Genomic DNA, 15,275 nt, shown 5'->3' with positions numbered 1-15,275 from the left:
TATCCAGTCTGAATTTTGGGTATAGACGTCAATGTGTGTGCTAAAGTATTGAGTCCTGTGGACTATGAAGGGAGAATCTGTGCCAAAAAAGAGTGAGAGCACGGGTACTGGGCTGGAATCCTACGTTGCAAAGCTCATGGGCAACGGCTCAAACAGGACTTCGGTAACCGAGGACGAGATTCAGGTCGCCCTGAAGGATATCGATGTGTCTGACGAGCAGCTCAACGCGGTGTATTCCGCGCTGCGCAACAGCGGCATCCAGATTATCTCCGCGAGCGGAAACGACGACGCCCCCATAGACGTCGACGATGACGATAACGATAGCGATACCGACGATTTCGATGACGACGAGCACGATTCCGGCTCGCTCGACGATCACGAGCTTAAGATGGCCCGTCAGGCCGACGCTGAGATGGGTTCTTCCAAGAGCAAGAAGAAGCGCACCGTGCGCACGTCCCGTTCGCGTTCGCGCGTGCGTGGCATCGATGCCTCCACGGTGATGCTGACCGGCGACCCGGTTCGTATGTACCTTAAGGAGATCGGTAAAGTCGACCTGCTGACCGCCTCCGAAGAGGTCGATCTGGCTATGAAGATCGAGGCCGGTCTCGATGCCACCGAGAAGCTCGAGGCCGCCGATGCGGGCGAGATCGAGCTCACCCGCGCCGAGATGCGTCGCCTGACCCGTATCGAGAACGTCGGTCTCGAGGCCAAGCAGGCGCTCATCAGCGCCAACCTGCGCCTGGTCGTCTCCATCGCCAAGCGCTATGTCGGTCGCGGCATGCTGTTCCTGGACCTGATCCAGGAGGGCAACCTCGGTTTGATCCGCGCCGTCGAGAAGTTCGACTACCAGAAGGGCTTTAAGTTCTCCACGTACGCCACGTGGTGGATCCGTCAGGCCATCACGCGTGCTATCGCCGACCAGGCCCGTACCATCCGTATTCCCGTGCACATGGTCGAGACCATCAACAAGCTCGTCCGCGTGCAGCGTCAGCTTCTCCAGGACCTGGGTCGCGACCCGACCCCCGAGGAGATCGGTGCCGAGATGGACATGAGTGCCGACCGCGTCCGCGAGATCCAGAAGATCTCGCAGGAGCCCGTGTCTCTCGAGACCCCTATCGGCGAGGAAGAGGATTCCCAGCTGGGAGACTTCATCGAGGACTCCCAGGCTATCGTTCCGCCCGATGCCGCCAGCTTCTCCATGCTGCAGGAGCAGCTCACCCAGGTGCTCGACTCGCTTGCCGATCGTGAGCGCAAGGTTATCGAGCTGCGCTTTGGCCTTGTCGACGGACATCCCCGCACGCTCGAGGAAGTCGGCCGCGAGTTTGGCGTCACGCGCGAGCGTATCCGCCAGATCGAGTCCAAGACCCTTGCCAAGCTCCGCCACCCCAGCCGCTCCAGCAAGCTCAAAGACTATATCGAAAGCTAGTCAAGCAAGAAGCGCCCTCAAGCACATCCGCTTGAGGGCGCTTTCATGTAGTCGTTGGGGACGCCCCCAATGACTAGGTCGGAAAAATTCTCAAAAAAGTTCTTGCCCTGAGCTGATTCGTCCGTATAATAATCTTCGTTGCTTGAGAGCACGCACCTATTCCTCGGTAGCTCAATGGTAGAGCACGCGGCTGTTAACCGCGCTGTTGTAGGTTCGAGTCCTACCCGGGGAGCCAGAATTTCTCAGCCCATTCTGCTGGGCTTTTAAATTCCTCGGTAGCTCAATGGTAGAGCACGCGGCTGTTAACCGCGCTGTTGTAGGTTCGAGTCCTACCCGGGGAGCCAGGTTGTAAAACCCGTCGCTTATGCGGCGGGTTTTTTCATGCCGCGATCGCCTGGCGCGAACGTTACCGTATCAACATTTCGTGTCGAGGATGTAATCCCGTGACCCACCACCTCAACATGGCGCGCTCGTTGTAGAATAATGCAATGATTGCTCCCACGAGATGGTGCCGTGAGCACCAGATAAGGAGATTCTTGTGTCTGAGACCATTAACGGCAGCCTGAGCGTCTCGAACGACGTTATTGCCGATATTGCCGGTTATGCCGCGATGACGTGCTATGGCGTCGTCGGTATGGCCGAACAGCTCCAGGGCGCCGAGAGCGTGCGCCTGCTTGCCGGTCAGCGCCTCCGCAAGGGCGTGCTTGTCTCCGCCGACGAGAACGGCCTTACGGTCGATCTTCACGTCGTGCTCGAGAACGGCGTCAACATGAAGTCCGTCTGCCACAATCTTTCGAGCTCCGTTGCCTTCACCCTGCAGGAAATCGCCCAGATCGATCCCGCCAGCCTTAAGATCGGCATCCACATCGACGCGCTCAAGAGCCGTCTGAACTAGCATCCGAAAACGGAGATTCAAATACCCATGATTGCAAAGACCATTCGCACCTGTTTTCCGATCGCTGCGGCTGCCGTTTCCGACAAGGCCGAGGAGATCAACAAGCTCAACGTCTTCCCCGTACCCGACGGCGACACCGGCACCAACATGTCGCTCACGCTCGCCTCGGTGACCAAGGAGCTTTCCGCCCTTCCCGCCGATGCCGATATGGAGGCCATTGCCGGCGCCATCACCCACGGCTCCCTGATGGGTGCCCGCGGCAACTCCGGCGTCATCACCTCGCAGATCCTGCGCGGTGTGGCCGAGGGTCTCGTTTCTGCCGATGAGCCTATCACGTCCGCCAACATCGCCTTCGCCTTCCGTCGCGCCGTCAAGGTCGCCTTCCAGGCCGTCCGCAAGCCCATCGAGGGCACGATCCTCACGGTGCTGCGCGATGTCTCGACCAAGGCCGACGAGTGCGAAAAGAAGAAGTTCTCGGCCGAGGACGCGCTCGACGCCATCGTCGTCGAGGCCTACCAGTCCGTCGCTCGCACGCCCGACCTGCTGCCCGTTCTGAAGGAGAACGGCGTGGTCGACTCCGGCGCCTTTGGCTTTGCCATCTTCCTGGAGAACTTTGTTGCCGCCGCGCTTGGCCGCAGCACCGTTGTCGAGGATTTCTCCGCCACGTTTGATTCTGCCGGCTCTGCCCGCGACGCGGCCCTTGGTCGCGTTGAGATCGAGGCCAACGACGACTGGGAGGGCTCGGAGTTCCGCTACTGCAACGAGTTTCTCTTTAAGGCCGACGCCCCGTTTGACGAGGACGAGTGCCTTAAGTTCCTGGGCTCCATGGGCGACTGCGAGCTGCTCGTGGGTGCCTACCCCGACTACAAGATCCACGTGCACTCCAACACCCCCAACCTGGTGCTCGAGCACATGCTGCAGCTCGGTCAGATCTACGAGGTCTTTATTCACAACATGGAGATGGAGGCCCACGACCGTACCGCCAAGATTCATGAGGACCAGGAGAAGGCCGCCGAGCCCGCCAAGGCGTTGGGCTTTGTCGCCGTTGCCGCTGGTTCGGGCGAGGCCGACATCCTCAAGTCCCTCGGCGTTGACGTGATCGTCTCGGGTGGCCAGACCATGAACCCCTCGACCGCCGACCTGCTGGGCGCGGTGGACCAGGTCAACGCGACCTCGGTCATTATCCTGCCCAATAACGGCAACATCCGCATGGCTGCCGAGGCCGCCGCCTCTGCCTGCACCGACAAGAAGGTCGCCGTCGTTCCCACCAAGACTGTCCCGCAGGCCTTCTCCGCGCTGTTCGCGGCCCTGCCCGATTCCGAGCTCGAGGACGCCGTCGCCGCCATGGTCGACGCCATCAGCGAGGTCCGCGATGGCGAGGTCACCCGCGCCGTGCGCGATTCCAGCGCCTCTGACGGTTCTCCGATTCACTCCGGTGACGTCATGGGTATCATCGCCGGCTCCATCGACGTGGTCGGCTCCGACGTGAAGCAGGTCACGCTCGACTGCATCAACCGCATGCAGGAGGAAGAGGAGGGCGACGCGCTGACGATTCTGGCCGGCGAGGAGCTGTCCGATGAGGCCTTCCAGGAGATCGTCGACGCTATCGAGGAGGCTCAGCCCGATCTGGAGATTGACGCCCATCGTGGCGAGCAGCCGCTCTATCCCGTGATCTTCTCGATCGAGTAGGCAACTGCCCATGTCCGAGCTGTGCTCCGTGCCGCGCGTCTCGGAGCGCTTTGCCCAGAGCAATGCGCTCGACGAGGATATCGCGCGACTCAAATATGTTTCGGGTAAACGTGAGGAGGCCCTTCGCCGTCTGGGAATTCGGACGGTGGGGGACCTCCTTCTCCATATCCCTCATCGATACCTCGACTTTACCCGTTCGTGGTCCATCGAGATGGCGCCCATCGGTACCGTGTGCACCATCATCGCCACGGTCGACCGCATCGTCCAAAAGCAGCCGCGTCCGCGCATGCAGGTGACCGAGGTATCGCTGGTGGACGAGACGGGCGTGTTGCAGGTCGCCTTTTTCCGCCAGCCCTGGATTGCCCAGCAGCTTAAGCAGGGCGACCGCCTGGCCGTGATGGGCAAGGTCGAGTTTGCCTACGGCTTTAAGCAGATGGCCTCGCCCCACTTTGAAAAGCTCGAGGACGGGCGCGCCGCAGGCACCATTCTGCCGGTCCATTACGTGAGCGATGGCGTGAGCCAGGCGTGGATGCGCCGCATCGTAAGCGGCGCGCTCGAGGTCGTCGGCAATCCGTTCGATCCGATTCCCGCGCCGCTGCGCGCAAAGCGGAAGCTCATGAGCAATGCCCGCGCGTTGCGTTCGATCCACTTTCCCTCGAGCATGGCTGAGCGCGACATCGCACGCCGGCGTCTTGCCTACGAGGAGTGCCTCTACCTGCAGCTGGCGCTGCGTCTGCGCAACGACGGCGGCCTGGTCGATGTGGTGCCCTATGCCCACACTGCGGGCGAGCATCTGGGCGCGCTTAAACAGGCCCTTCCGTTTTCGCTGAGCGACGAGCAGGAGGCCGCATTCCAAGACATCCTGCATGACATGTGCGATGGCGGGCGCGTGATGAACCGTCTGCTGCTGGGCGATGTCGGTACCGGTAAGACCGCCGTTGCCGCCTGCGCGCTGGCTGTGGCTGCCGATAGCGGCACGCAGGCCTGCGTTATGGCGCCCACGGGCGTGCTGGCGCGCCAATATGCCGATAAGACCGGCCCTCTGCTCTCGCAGGCCGGCATGTCCTGGGCGCTTCTGACGGGCGCCACGCCGGCCGCAGAGCGCGAGCGCATCCATGCCCAGCTGGAATCGGGCGAGCTTGACGTGCTCTTTGGCACCCATGCGGTGCTTTCGGATAACGTTGCGTTCAAGCATCTGTCGCTTGTTGTCATCGACGAGCAGCACCGCTTTGGCGTTGGCCAGCGCAACGCCCTACGCGCGAAGGGCCCCGGTGCCGATCTGCTCGTTATGACGGCAACGCCCATCCCGCGTACGCTGGCGCTTTCGGTCTATGGCGATCTGGATACGAGCATCATCCGCCATCGGCCCGTCCCTGGCGCTGGCGTGTCGACACGCGTGCTCACCGAGTCGAGCCGCGACCTCGCCTATGGCGCCATCAGCGAAGCGCATGAAAAAGGTCAGCAGGCCTACGTGATTTGCCCGCTCGTGGAGCCGAGTGACTCGGCCGATGAGTTGGAGGACGTGCCCGGTATCGCCCGCGACGAGGAGGGCCGCGTGACGGTCCCCGTGCCGCTGCATGATACGGCGACCGAGCTCGACCGCCTGCGTCTGGCGCTGCCGGGTCTCACTATCGAGCGCCTCCACGGCCGCATGCCAGCGGGGGAGAAGGACCAGGTTATCGATGCCTTCAAGCGTGGCGAGATTGACGTGCTCGTCTCGACTACGGTGGTCGAGGTGGGCGTTGACGTGCCCAACGCCACCGTCATGGTCATCGAGAACGGCGAGCGCTTTGGTTTGGCTGCCCTGCACCAGCTGCGCGGCCGCGTGGGCCGTGGCGGCGTGTCGGGCACGTGCCTGGTCATGACGCACTCCAAGGGCAACGGCGGCGCATCGGCGGCGCAAGATCGTCTGCAATCGCTCGAAAAAACCTCGGATGGCTTTACGCTCGCCCAGATGGACCTGCGCCTGCGCCATGAAGGCGAGATCCTGGGTTATCGCCAGCATGGTGGTGTGACCCTGCGCTTTGTCGACCTGGATGCCGACGAGGAACTGATCGAGTGGGCCCATTTGGACGCGGTCGAGCTCTTGCGGTATGCTTGCACCCTTGACTCCGTGGCGACGCGCCCCCTGCGCGATGCGGTCGCCATGCGATATCGACACATTTTTAAGGAGGTCAGCGGAGGATGAGAATCATCGGCGGCGAATGGCGCGGTCGTAAGATCGAGGAGCCCCGTGGTCGCGATGTCACCCGCCCCACGACTGATCGCGTACGCGAGGCGTGCGCATCTATGGTCATGTCGGCATTCGACTTCGATCTGGACGAGGTCCGTGTGCTGGACGCCTTTGGCGGCTCCGGTGCCTTAGGGTTAGAGATGCTCTCTCGTGGGGCTCGCTTGCTCACGACGTTTGAGATCGATCGCAACGCCGCGCGGCTCATTACCAAGAATATCGAGTCGCTCTGCCGTGACCGTGCGCGTTGGCGCGTGGTCACGGGCGACATGCTGGCGAGTGCCTCGCGCGGTCGTGTACCGGGCGCCCCCTTTGATCTGGTCCTGCTTGACCCGCCCTATGCTTTTGGTGCCGAGCCGGTCGAGGAACTGCTGCAGAACCTGGCTCAGCAGGGTCTGCTTGCACCTGGCGCTTTTGCCCTGTTTGAGCATGCCGCCGCCGATGCGGGCGCGCATCCGGTAGGCTTTGAGACCGTACGTAAGAAGCGCTACGGCATTACCTCGGTCGACCTGCTTCGTTGGGTCGGCGATGACGACGGTGGGGGCGACAGCGCCGGCGCAGATGCCGACAACAACGATGCCACGACGTTTCAGGAGGACGCCCATGAATGACACCATCAACCGCGTGATCGTCCCGGGCACCTTCGATCCCATCACGTTTGGCCATATCGATGTGATTCGCCGCGCCCGCCGCATCTTTCCCAGCGTGATCGTCGCTGTTGCCGAGTCGCAGGGTAAAAACGGCGTGGGCACCACGTTTATGCTCGATGAGCGCGTGGCGCTGGCCCGCGAGGCGCTCGGTGATATCGACGGCGTCGAGGTCCTGCCCTTTACCGGCCTCTTGGTCGACTTCGCTCGCGAGCAGGGGGCGGGGGCCGTGGTCAAGGGCCTGCGCGCCATGACCGACTTTGAATATGAGCTGCAGCAGGCCGACCTTAACTATCGCCTGGATAGCGAGCTGGAGTCCATCTTTGTCATGAGTGCGCCGCAGTACGGCTATATCTCGAGCTCGGTTGTTCGCCAGATCGCCTCGCTCGGCAGCGATGTATCGACGTTTGTCCCGTCCAACGTGGTCGAAGCGCTCAAACATCGCTTTTCGTGACGTTTCTTATTGCCTGGTGGCATGTGGTAAACTAGCACGATGATATGTTACCTATGAAAGGAGACCGGATGCCGGGCGAGAATTTTCCTGGCGATAGGATCGTCAGCTTGGTCGATGAGCTCGAAGGGCTGATCGAGGAAGCCAAGCCGCCTTTCGGCAAGAACGCTCAGTTCAAGGTCATCGACGCCGACGTGTTCTTCAACATCCTCGACGAGATCCGCATGAGCTATCCCGAGGAGTGGCAGAAGTCCCGCCGTATCCTTAAGGAGCGCGAGGAGCTTATGGCTTCCGCCGCCGCTCAGGCCGATTCCATCATCGCCGATGCTCAGCAGCAGGCCCTCACCATTGCCGGTGAGCAGGAGATCGTCCGCCTTGCGCAGCAGCAGGCCGACGACATCCGCGATCGTGCCCAGCAGTACGAGCGCGAGACGCGTTATGCTGCCGAGGACTACGCAGAGCAGGTCTTTACGCACCTGGAGGAGAACCTCAAGAGCCTGACCGGCACCGTTACCCGTTGCCGTCAGCAGCTCAACGAGGGTGCCGCCCAGCAGAATGGTCAGTGGTAATGGCTGAGTTCCCGAGCGTTACCGTCGATCTTTCCGAGCAGCTCGAGTTTCCTGGAGATTCGTTTCCGCTGACCGGTAAGGTCGATGTCGCCACCTACACGGTGGGCGAGAAGGAGTACCAGCTACAGGACGGCATCGACTACGACGTTGTCTTTACCAATGCCGGTACCGGTGTCTTGCTCACGGGCATGGTCCGCGCGCACGCCACCGGTGAGTGCGACCGTTGCCTGGAGCCCGCCTCGTTTGATATCGCCGGAGAGATCGAGGAGTTCTACCTCTTTGAGGAGCCCGAGGATCCCGAGGCCTACGAGGACGGCTACGAGCTCCTGGGTGAGGACCGCATCGTCGATCTGGGTGAGCCCATCAATGACGCGGTCGTTATGGACACGCCGTTTGTGGTGCTCTGCAAGCCCGATTGCCGTGGTCTGTGCCCCACCTGCGGTTGCAATCTCAACGTCGAGCAATGCGATTGCGCCGCCCAGGCAGAGGCAGAATGGGCCGCTGCCACGGAAAATCCATTTGCAGCATTGAAGAATCTCAAGCTCGATGAGTAAAACTGTGGTAGTATCGCTACTTGCGCGTAATCGCCACACTGGATAGTTCATAAGGAAGGTCACTATGCCCGTACCTAAACAAAAGCAGGGTCGTATCCGCACTCACACCCGTCGTTCCGCCAACATGAAGATCTCGGCTGCGGCTCAGTCCACGTGCCCCCGTTGCGGCGCTGTCAAGCTTCCGCACCACGTGTGCCCCAGCTGCGGTTTCTACAAGGACCGCGAGGTTATCGTTACCGAGTAACGGTATACTCTGGATGCGATGCCGTTCCAAATGGAACCACAATGGCCGGCTCAGTGAGTCGGCCATTTTTGTATAAGGAGCATGTATATGAGTAACGTTCGCGTTTGTGTAGACGTTGTGGGCGGAGACGAGAAACCTCAGGTTGTTCTCGATGGTATCGAGGCTGCGCTTGCCGCCGATCCCGATATCGAGGTCTTGGCAGCTGGCCCCGCCGAAATCGTCAATCCCTTTGCAGCTTCCCATGCACGTGTTGAGGCCCTTGAGGCACCTGACGTTATCGCCATGGATGACGATCCCATTCGCGCCGTGATGACCAAGCGTAAGTCGTCGATCGTGCTTTCTTGCCGCGCCATTAAGAAGGGCAACGCGGATGCGTTCTTCTCCGCCGGCTCGACCGGTGCCATGACCGCCGCTGCCACCGCCTACGTGACGCCGTTTAGGTATCAGGCCGAAGGCAAGAAGCAGCCGGTGCGCCCCTGTCTGACCAATGCACTGCCCAATCGCGCCGGCGGTCTGACGGTGCTGTGCGACATGGGTGCCAACCCCGATGTCGAGGTTGACGATATGGTGCGTTTTGCCCAGATGGGCAGCGCCTATGCCCGCGTCGTCCTGGGCATCGAGCATCCTCGCGTGGGCCTGCTCGCCAACGGCACCGAGGACGAGAAGGGCTCCAACTTTACCAAGGCCTGTTTCCCTGCTATGAAGGCCGCCGTTCCCGGCTTTGTTGGTAACTGCGAGGGCACCGACCTCACCTCAGGTAACTTCGATGTCATCGTTGCCGATGGCATGTCGGGCAATATTGCGCTCAAGGCCACTGAGGGCGCTGCCAAGTTTTTGCTGCAGGAGCTCAAGGGCGCCTTTATGGCCTCGCTCGGCACCAAGATCGCCGCGCTGCTCATTAAAAAGCAGATGCGCGAGATTAAGGCCAAGCTCTCTGGCGACGCCAAGGGCGGCGCGATTCTTCTGGGCCTGCGCGGCGTGGTCCTGATCGGCCATGGTGCCACCTCAGTCGAGGCTGTCAAAAACGGTACGCTCGCGGCGGCCGAAGCCGTGCGCGCCGGGCTGGTCGAGAATGTCGCCAACTCTATGGATGGTATCGTTTTATAAGAGCGAGTTAGAGCGCTGTTATGTGCTTCGCGGTGCACGCCGTGGGGTAGAATCAGAACCGTGTCTTGGTACCGCCCGGGCGGTACCATTCTTTTGGTATTCATGCACTATGAGAGGAAGCGCTATGGACCGCTCCGAAATCTTCGACAAGATCGCCGAGGTCGCTGCTGACGTTCTGGGCGTCGATGTTGCCGAAATTAGCGAGGAGACCACCTTTGACGACCTCGATGCCAACTCGCTCGAGCGCCTGCAGCTGGTTACGGCTATCGAGGACGAGTTCAACCTCGAGATCGATGACGAGACCCTGCTCTCGCTCAACTCTGTCGCCGACGCCGTCGACGCTATCGAAGCTGCCAAGGAGGCCTAAGTCTTGGCTTTATCCGACCGACTTACGCGCGCCCAGGAAATCCTGGGCCACGAGTTCAACAATAAGGTGCTGCTGCGCGCGGCCCTTACGCATCCCTCGGCAGTCGAGGGACAGCCGGTTTCTGCCAGCTATGAGCGCCTTGAGTTCTTGGGCGATTCCATTTTGGGCGCTGTGGTCGCACGCTCCCTGTTTGAGTCCTATCCGGAGTTTGACGAGGGCAAGCTCACGCGCCTGAAGGTGTCGCTTGTCTCGGGCGCTACGCTGTCCGAGGTTTCTCACGAGCTGGGCATCGACGACATCATCATCTTTGGTGCCTCTGAGACCGGTACTGGTGCGCGCGGCCTGCATTCGGCCCTCGAGAACGTCTATGAGTCGCTCGTGGGTGCGCTGTACCTGGATGCCGGCTGGGATGCGGCGGCGGAGTTCATTCACCGTACGCTTAAGCCGCATTTGGCTTCCGAGCGTGCCGAGCATCCTGCGAACCCCAAGTCGTTTTTGCAGGAGTGCGTGCAGGCCGACGGTCACGAGCCCCCAGCGTATAAGCTCGTTGGCTCCGAGGGCCCGGCGCATGCGCCCACCTTTACCGCCGTGGTGTTGATCGATGGTATTCGTCAGGGTCGCGGCTCCGGCTCCTCAAAGAAGGAAGCCGAGGGAGCCGCCGCGCTCGAAGCGCTCGACCGCATGGGTTACACCACCAACGGCGTGATTCTGAACAAGAAGCACGTGTAAGCGAGGAACCGTGTATCTCAAGTCCCTCACGCTCAAAGGGTTCAAGTCGTTTGCCGACCGCGCCCATATGACGTTTGAGCCGGGCCTGACCGTCATCGTCGGTCCCAACGGCTCGGGAAAATCGAACATCTCTGACTCCATCCTGTGGGTTCTGGGCGAGCAGAGCGCCAAGCAGCTGCGCGGCCAGGCCATGGAGGATGTCATCTTCTCGGGCTCGTCGGCTCGCAAGCCGGTGGGTGTCGCCGAGGTCACGCTGGTGCTCGATAACTCGGACCATATGCTGCCCGTCGATTTTGACGAGGTTGCCATCACCCGTCGTATGTATCGCTCGGGCGAAAGCGAGTACCTTATCAACTCGAGTCCGTGCCGCCTGATGGACATTCAGGACATCCTGCACGATTCGGGCCTGGGCAAGGATACGCATTCCATCATCAGCCAGGGCAAGCTCGACGCCATTTTGCAGAGCCGCCCCGAGGAGCGTCGCGCCCTCATCGAGGAGGCCGCCGGCATCTCCAAGCACAAGCGCCGCAAGGAGCGCGCGCTCAAAAAGATTAAGTCGATGGACGAGCACCTGACGCGTGCCCGCGACATCAATAAGGAAATCGCCCGTCAGCTGCGACCGCTGGAGCGTCAGGTCGATCGCGCACGCAAGTACAAAGAGCTGTCCTCTCGCGCGAACGAGCTTACGCAGATGCTGGCCGTCGACGAGCTGCGTTCGCTGCAGTCGCAGTGGAACGATCTGGAGAGCCGCTCCAAGGAAGGTGCCGCCGAGCTGGAGCTTGCGCAGTACCGCATGGGCGAAAAGGAGCGCGAGCTCGAGAAGCTCCAGGTTATGCTCGAGGAAAAAGGCTTGTTTGTGGGCGACCTGGGCGAGCAGCGCCGCCATATGCAAGATGTGGTCGGCCGCATTAACTCCGACATGCGCCTGCTCGAGGAAAAGGGTCACAACATGGTGTCGCGCCTGTCTGATATGCGCGGGCAGATTTCGAGCTCCGAGCATCAGCGTCGTCGCGTGGTCGAGGAGCTTGAGGACGCGCGTGCGCAGCTTGAGGAAGTGACCGGTGCGCATATGCAGGCCCAGGAGGACGTTGACGCCGCTGGTCCTGCCGCCGCTGAGCTCCACGAGCGGCGCGTGGCGCTCGACAATCAGATTTCGCAGCTTACGCGTGAGCATCGCGATGTTCAGCGCGTAGCCGATAACGCCGCGCTCGAGCTCGCCAAGGTGAAGGACTCGCTGAGCAATGCCGAGGTCGAGGACAACATGTATGCCTTGCGCCTGGAGCAGATTGACGAGCAGCTCGAGGAGGTCATGGCCTCGCTCGAGAGCCGTCGTGACCGCGCCGAGGAGCTTGAAGGCGCTCTTGAGGAAGCGCGCCAGGCCCAGGCCGATGCGCGTGAGGCCACCGAGGTCGCCCGTGCAGCCCTGAAGGACTTGCGTAATCGTGAGAGTGAGGCGCGCAACAAGCTGTCCGAGGTGCGCTCGGAGCTTGCCAGCCAAAAGAAACTCGATGCCCGCATGGCCGACAGCTCGCCGCTCGTGAGCCGTCTGGTGGGTGCGCTGGGCGACGATGTCTTGGGTCGTCTGGGCGACGTGCTGGAGGCCCCGCGCGAGCTTGAGGGCCTGGTTGAGCAATTGCTCGCCGGCGATATCGATGCGCTGCTGTTTGATGACGCCGCCACGCTTGAGCGTGCCGGTCGTGCGGCTCTGGACCAAAAGAAGGCCTCGGGCGAGGCATTGCTGGTGGCGCGCGGCGTGAGCGGCTCTACCGCCGCTGAGGGCGCTGCCGGTACCCGCCTGGTTGATCGTCTGTCCGTGCGCGCAGGCTACGGACCCGTCGTCGAGGCGCTGCTCGGCGGCTATTACGTGGTGGACGATCTTTCTGCCGCGCTTTCGGCGCCGGTCGTTGACGGCGTGACTTACGTGACCCCCGATGGCGCCCGCGTCGCCTGCGGCGGCCTGGTGCGTGTGGGGCTTGATGCCGGCGAGGCTTTGGGTGCCTTGGAGCGCAAGCGCCGCATCCGTGAGCTCGAGGGCCTGGAACCCGATCTGGCTGCCATCTTTGAGCATGCTTCGGACCAAGTCGTCGAGGCCAACGTTGCCGTCGAGGAGGCCCGTGCCGCCGAGGGCGATGCCGCCGGTGAGATCGCCCGTCTTGAGGGCGAGCGCCGCTCGCTGCTTTCCGAGATCGGCCGCTTGGAGCAAAGCGCCAACAATGCCGAGGTCGAGCGCGTGCGCATCTCCAAGCGCCGCGAGCAGGCCTCCGAAGCCGTTCGCGCTGCGCGCCCGCGCGTTGACGAGCTCACCCGTTCGCGTGACGAGGCCCGCGCGCAGGCAAGCGATCTGGGCTTGCAGATTTCCGAGGCCAACGACGAACTCGACCGCGTTCGCCGTGACGATTCCGAGGCTGCCGGCAAGCTCGCCGACGCCAAGGTTCGCCTAGCCCAGACGAGCGAACGCCTGCGTTCGCTGAAGGGCCGCGTGCCCGACCTTGAGCATCGTCTTGAGGGCATCGACCGTCGTATCCGCGGAACACGCCAGGCCTCGCGCTCGCTCGAGCTGCTGCGCCTGCGCGTCGATCCCATGCACGAACGCTATTCTGCCCTGTTGGAACGCGCGTCGGATTGGGCAGCGCGCCTGCGTGACCAGGCCTCTCTGGAGGAGGCGGACTCCGCTTCGCTCAAGAAGACCATCGAGGATGCCAAGGCAGAGGTTGCCCGCGCTAAGGAGCGAGTCGATACCGCCTCTGCCACGCAAAACGAGTTCAAGGTCGCACGCGGCAAGCTCGAGGTGCAGGTGGAGGCGGCCATCAAGGCCATCACCGCCGATGGCACCACGGTACTCGAGGAAGCGCTCATGCTTCCCGCGCCCACCGACCGCGACGCCGCCGAGCGCGAGCTCAACCAGCTTGTGCGCCAGATCAACAACCTTGGTTCCGTTAACCAAGTTGCCATGGAGGAGTACGAGCAGCTCAAGCGCCGCGCCGACTACATCGAGGAGCAGCTGGCCGATCTGGAGAGCGCGCGCAAGGCGCTCACCAAGATCACGGTGGCCATTGATCGCAAGATGCGGAAGGCCTTCCTGGTGACGTTTGAGAAGGTCGACGCGAACTTCCGCGAGATCTTCGCCATGCTGTTCCCGGGTGGACAGGCGCATCTGGAGATGACCGGCCCCGAGCACCCGGCTGATACGGGTATCGAGGTCGTGGCGCAGCCGCGCGGCAAGCGCATCACCAAGATGATGCTCATGTCGGGCGGCGAGAAGAGTCTGACGGCGCTCGCCCTGCTCTTTGCCGTGTATCGCACGCGCACGGTGCCGTTCTATGTGCTGGACGAGGTCGAGGCGGCGCTTGATGACGCCAACCTGTCCAAGCTCATCGGCGCGCTCGATGTGTTGCGTTCCGATACGCAGCTCTTGGTTATCTCGCATCAGCGCCGTACTATGGAGGATGCTGACGTCCTCTACGGCGTCTCGATGCAAGCCGACGGCGTCAGTCGCGTCGTCTCGCAAAAACTCGATCGCGAAACCGGAAAGGTCGTGAATGCATAATGGGATTCTTCGATGCTCTCTCGCGCGGACTTGAGCGCAGCCGCGAGGCCCTCAACGAGGTCTTTTACTTTGGCGGCGAGGTCGACGAAGATTTTTGGGAGGACCTAGAGGACACCCTCGTTATGGGTGACATGGGTGCCGAGGTCGCGATCAAGGTGTCCGATGACCTGCGCGAGACGGCCGCCAAGAAAAACCTCAAGACCGCTCCGCAGCTCCGTCGTGCCCTAGCCGAGCAGCTCGAACAGCACTTTGTGCCCATCGAGCGCGATCCGTTCGCCGATACGCCGAGCTGCGTGCTGTTTGTGGGCATTAACGGTGCCGGCAAGACCACGACGGTCGGTAAGATCGCGAGCGCCATGGCTGCCCGCGGCAAGAACGTGGTGATCGGTTCGGCCGACACCTTCCGCGCCGCCGCCATCGAACAGCTCGATGTGTGGGGCCAGCGCGCTGGCGTCCCCGTCATCAAGCGCGACCGCGGCTCCGACCCGGCAAGTGTTTGCTACGACGTGCTCGACGAGGCCGACAAGCGCGGCAGCGACCTGGTGCTTATCGACACTGCCGGTCGTCTGCACACGAGCCCCGAGCTCATGCGCGAGCTTGCCAAGGTGGTCAATGTGACGCGTAAGCGCGCCGCCAATATGGCCGCCGGCGCCATGCCCGTCTCAGTCGTGCTCGTGATCGATGCCGCCACCGGCCAGAACGGTCTGAACCAGGCGCTCGAGTTTAACGAGGCGCTGGGCCTGGACGGTATTATCATGACTAAGCTCGACGGCACGGCTAAGGGCGGTATCGCCATGGCCGTGGCCGAGAAACTCAAGCT

The 15,275-nt window shown here is 62.1% G+C and carries 14 protein-coding genes and 2 tRNA genes; all 16 read left to right on the top strand.

Going from position 1 to position 15,275, the window contains the following annotated elements; translation table 11 throughout:
* Positions 1-79 precede the first annotated feature (79 nt).
* Positions 80-1,426, top strand: a complete 1,347-nt coding sequence (rpoD, locus tag OIL77_00080) for an RNA polymerase sigma factor RpoD (GenBank protein ID HJI43826.1) — start codon at positions 80-82, stop codon at positions 1,424-1,426.
* A 160-nt stretch (positions 1,427-1,586) separates the two neighbouring features.
* A tRNA-Asn gene (locus tag OIL77_00075) sits at positions 1,587-1,661 on the top strand.
* A gap of 34 nt (positions 1,662-1,695) precedes the next feature.
* Positions 1,696-1,770 (top strand) — tRNA-Asn (locus OIL77_00070).
* Between the two features lie 194 nt (positions 1,771-1,964).
* On the top strand, positions 1,965-2,321 hold the full coding sequence (locus OIL77_00065; GenBank protein HJI43825.1) for an Asp23/Gls24 family envelope stress response protein: 357 nt from the start codon (positions 1,965-1,967) through the stop codon (positions 2,319-2,321).
* A gap of 27 nt (positions 2,322-2,348) precedes the next feature.
* Positions 2,349-4,010, top strand: coding sequence for a DAK2 domain-containing protein (locus OIL77_00060; GenBank protein ID HJI43824.1), 1,662 nt, complete (start codon positions 2,349-2,351; stop codon positions 4,008-4,010).
* A gap of 10 nt (positions 4,011-4,020) precedes the next feature.
* A complete protein-coding gene (locus OIL77_00055) occupies positions 4,021-6,198 on the top strand; it encodes an ATP-dependent DNA helicase RecG (GenBank protein ID HJI43823.1) in 2,178 nt (725 codons plus the stop codon).
* Complete coding sequence (gene rsmD / locus OIL77_00050; GenBank protein ID HJI43822.1) at positions 6,195-6,851, top strand: 16S rRNA (guanine(966)-N(2))-methyltransferase RsmD; 657 nt, start codon at positions 6,195-6,197, stop codon at positions 6,849-6,851. Before OIL77_00055 ends, rsmD begins: the two co-directional genes overlap by 4 nt.
* The gene (gene coaD, locus OIL77_00045; protein HJI43821.1) at positions 6,844-7,341 is read left to right on the top strand and encodes a pantetheine-phosphate adenylyltransferase; all 498 of its coding nucleotides are present in this window, start codon (positions 6,844-6,846) and stop codon (positions 7,339-7,341) included. Before rsmD ends, coaD begins: the two co-directional genes overlap by 8 nt.
* A 68-nt stretch (positions 7,342-7,409) precedes the next feature.
* Positions 7,410-7,907 carry an ATPase gene (locus OIL77_00040; GenBank protein HJI43820.1) on the top strand — a complete coding sequence of 166 codons (498 nt, stop codon included), beginning with the start codon at positions 7,410-7,412 and terminating at the stop codon, positions 7,905-7,907.
* On the top strand, positions 7,907-8,461 hold the full coding sequence (locus OIL77_00035; protein HJI43819.1) for a DUF177 domain-containing protein: 555 nt from the start codon (positions 7,907-7,909) through the stop codon (positions 8,459-8,461). Before OIL77_00040 ends, OIL77_00035 begins: the two co-directional genes overlap by 1 nt.
* A gap of 64 nt (positions 8,462-8,525) precedes the next feature.
* Complete coding sequence (gene rpmF / locus OIL77_00030; protein HJI43818.1) at positions 8,526-8,705, top strand: 50S ribosomal protein L32; 180 nt, start codon at positions 8,526-8,528, stop codon at positions 8,703-8,705.
* Between the two features lie 87 nt (positions 8,706-8,792).
* Positions 8,793-9,812 carry a phosphate acyltransferase PlsX gene (gene plsX / locus OIL77_00025; protein HJI43817.1) on the top strand — a complete coding sequence of 340 codons (1,020 nt, stop codon included), beginning with the start codon at positions 8,793-8,795 and terminating at the stop codon, positions 9,810-9,812.
* 124 nt (positions 9,813-9,936) lie between these two features.
* Positions 9,937-10,179 carry an acyl carrier protein gene (locus tag OIL77_00020; GenBank protein HJI43816.1) on the top strand — a complete coding sequence of 81 codons (243 nt, stop codon included), beginning with the start codon at positions 9,937-9,939 and terminating at the stop codon, positions 10,177-10,179.
* A gap of 3 nt (positions 10,180-10,182) precedes the next feature.
* A complete protein-coding gene (gene rnc / locus OIL77_00015; GenBank protein ID HJI43815.1) occupies positions 10,183-10,908 on the top strand; it encodes a ribonuclease III in 726 nt (241 codons plus the stop codon).
* A gap of 10 nt (positions 10,909-10,918) precedes the next feature.
* Positions 10,919-14,455 (top strand): chromosome segregation protein SMC, encoded by a 3,537-nt coding sequence (gene smc, locus OIL77_00010; GenBank protein HJI43814.1) that lies wholly within the window; start codon positions 10,919-10,921, stop codon positions 14,453-14,455.
* A partial coding sequence (gene ftsY / locus OIL77_00005) for a signal recognition particle-docking protein FtsY (GenBank protein ID HJI43813.1) occupies positions 14,455-15,275 on the top strand: 821 nt, incomplete at its 3' end. The genes smc and ftsY, both read left to right, overlap by 1 nt.

The organism is Coriobacteriaceae bacterium (assembly GCA_025993015.1).
GTDB lineage: Bacteria > Actinomycetota > Coriobacteriia > Coriobacteriales > Coriobacteriaceae > Collinsella.
The sequence above is the reverse complement of the archived record's forward strand: the minus strand, read 5'-3'. Positions and strand labels throughout refer to the sequence as shown.

What these genes read in the sequence shown, in the direction of transcription:
- OIL77_00060 (HJI43824.1), top strand. Translation starts at nt 2,349, where the DNA reads ATGATTGCAAAGACCATTCGCACCTGTTTTCCGATCGCTGCGGCTGCC.
- OIL77_00055 (HJI43823.1), top strand. Translation starts at nt 4,021, where the DNA reads ATGTCCGAGCTGTGCTCCGTGCCGCGCGTCTCGGAGCGCTTTGCCCAG.
- rsmD (HJI43822.1), top strand. Translation starts at nt 6,195, where the DNA reads ATGAGAATCATCGGCGGCGAATGGCGCGGTCGTAAGATCGAGGAGCCC.
- coaD (HJI43821.1), top strand. Translation starts at nt 6,844, where the DNA reads ATGAATGACACCATCAACCGCGTGATCGTCCCGGGCACCTTCGATCCC.
- OIL77_00040 (HJI43820.1), top strand. Translation starts at nt 7,410, where the DNA reads ATGCCGGGCGAGAATTTTCCTGGCGATAGGATCGTCAGCTTGGTCGAT.
- OIL77_00035 (HJI43819.1), top strand. Translation starts at nt 7,907, where the DNA reads ATGGCTGAGTTCCCGAGCGTTACCGTCGATCTTTCCGAGCAGCTCGAG.
- rpmF (HJI43818.1), top strand. Translation starts at nt 8,526, where the DNA reads ATGCCCGTACCTAAACAAAAGCAGGGTCGTATCCGCACTCACACCCGT.
- plsX (HJI43817.1), top strand. Translation starts at nt 8,793, where the DNA reads ATGAGTAACGTTCGCGTTTGTGTAGACGTTGTGGGCGGAGACGAGAAA.
- OIL77_00020 (HJI43816.1), top strand. Translation starts at nt 9,937, where the DNA reads ATGGACCGCTCCGAAATCTTCGACAAGATCGCCGAGGTCGCTGCTGAC.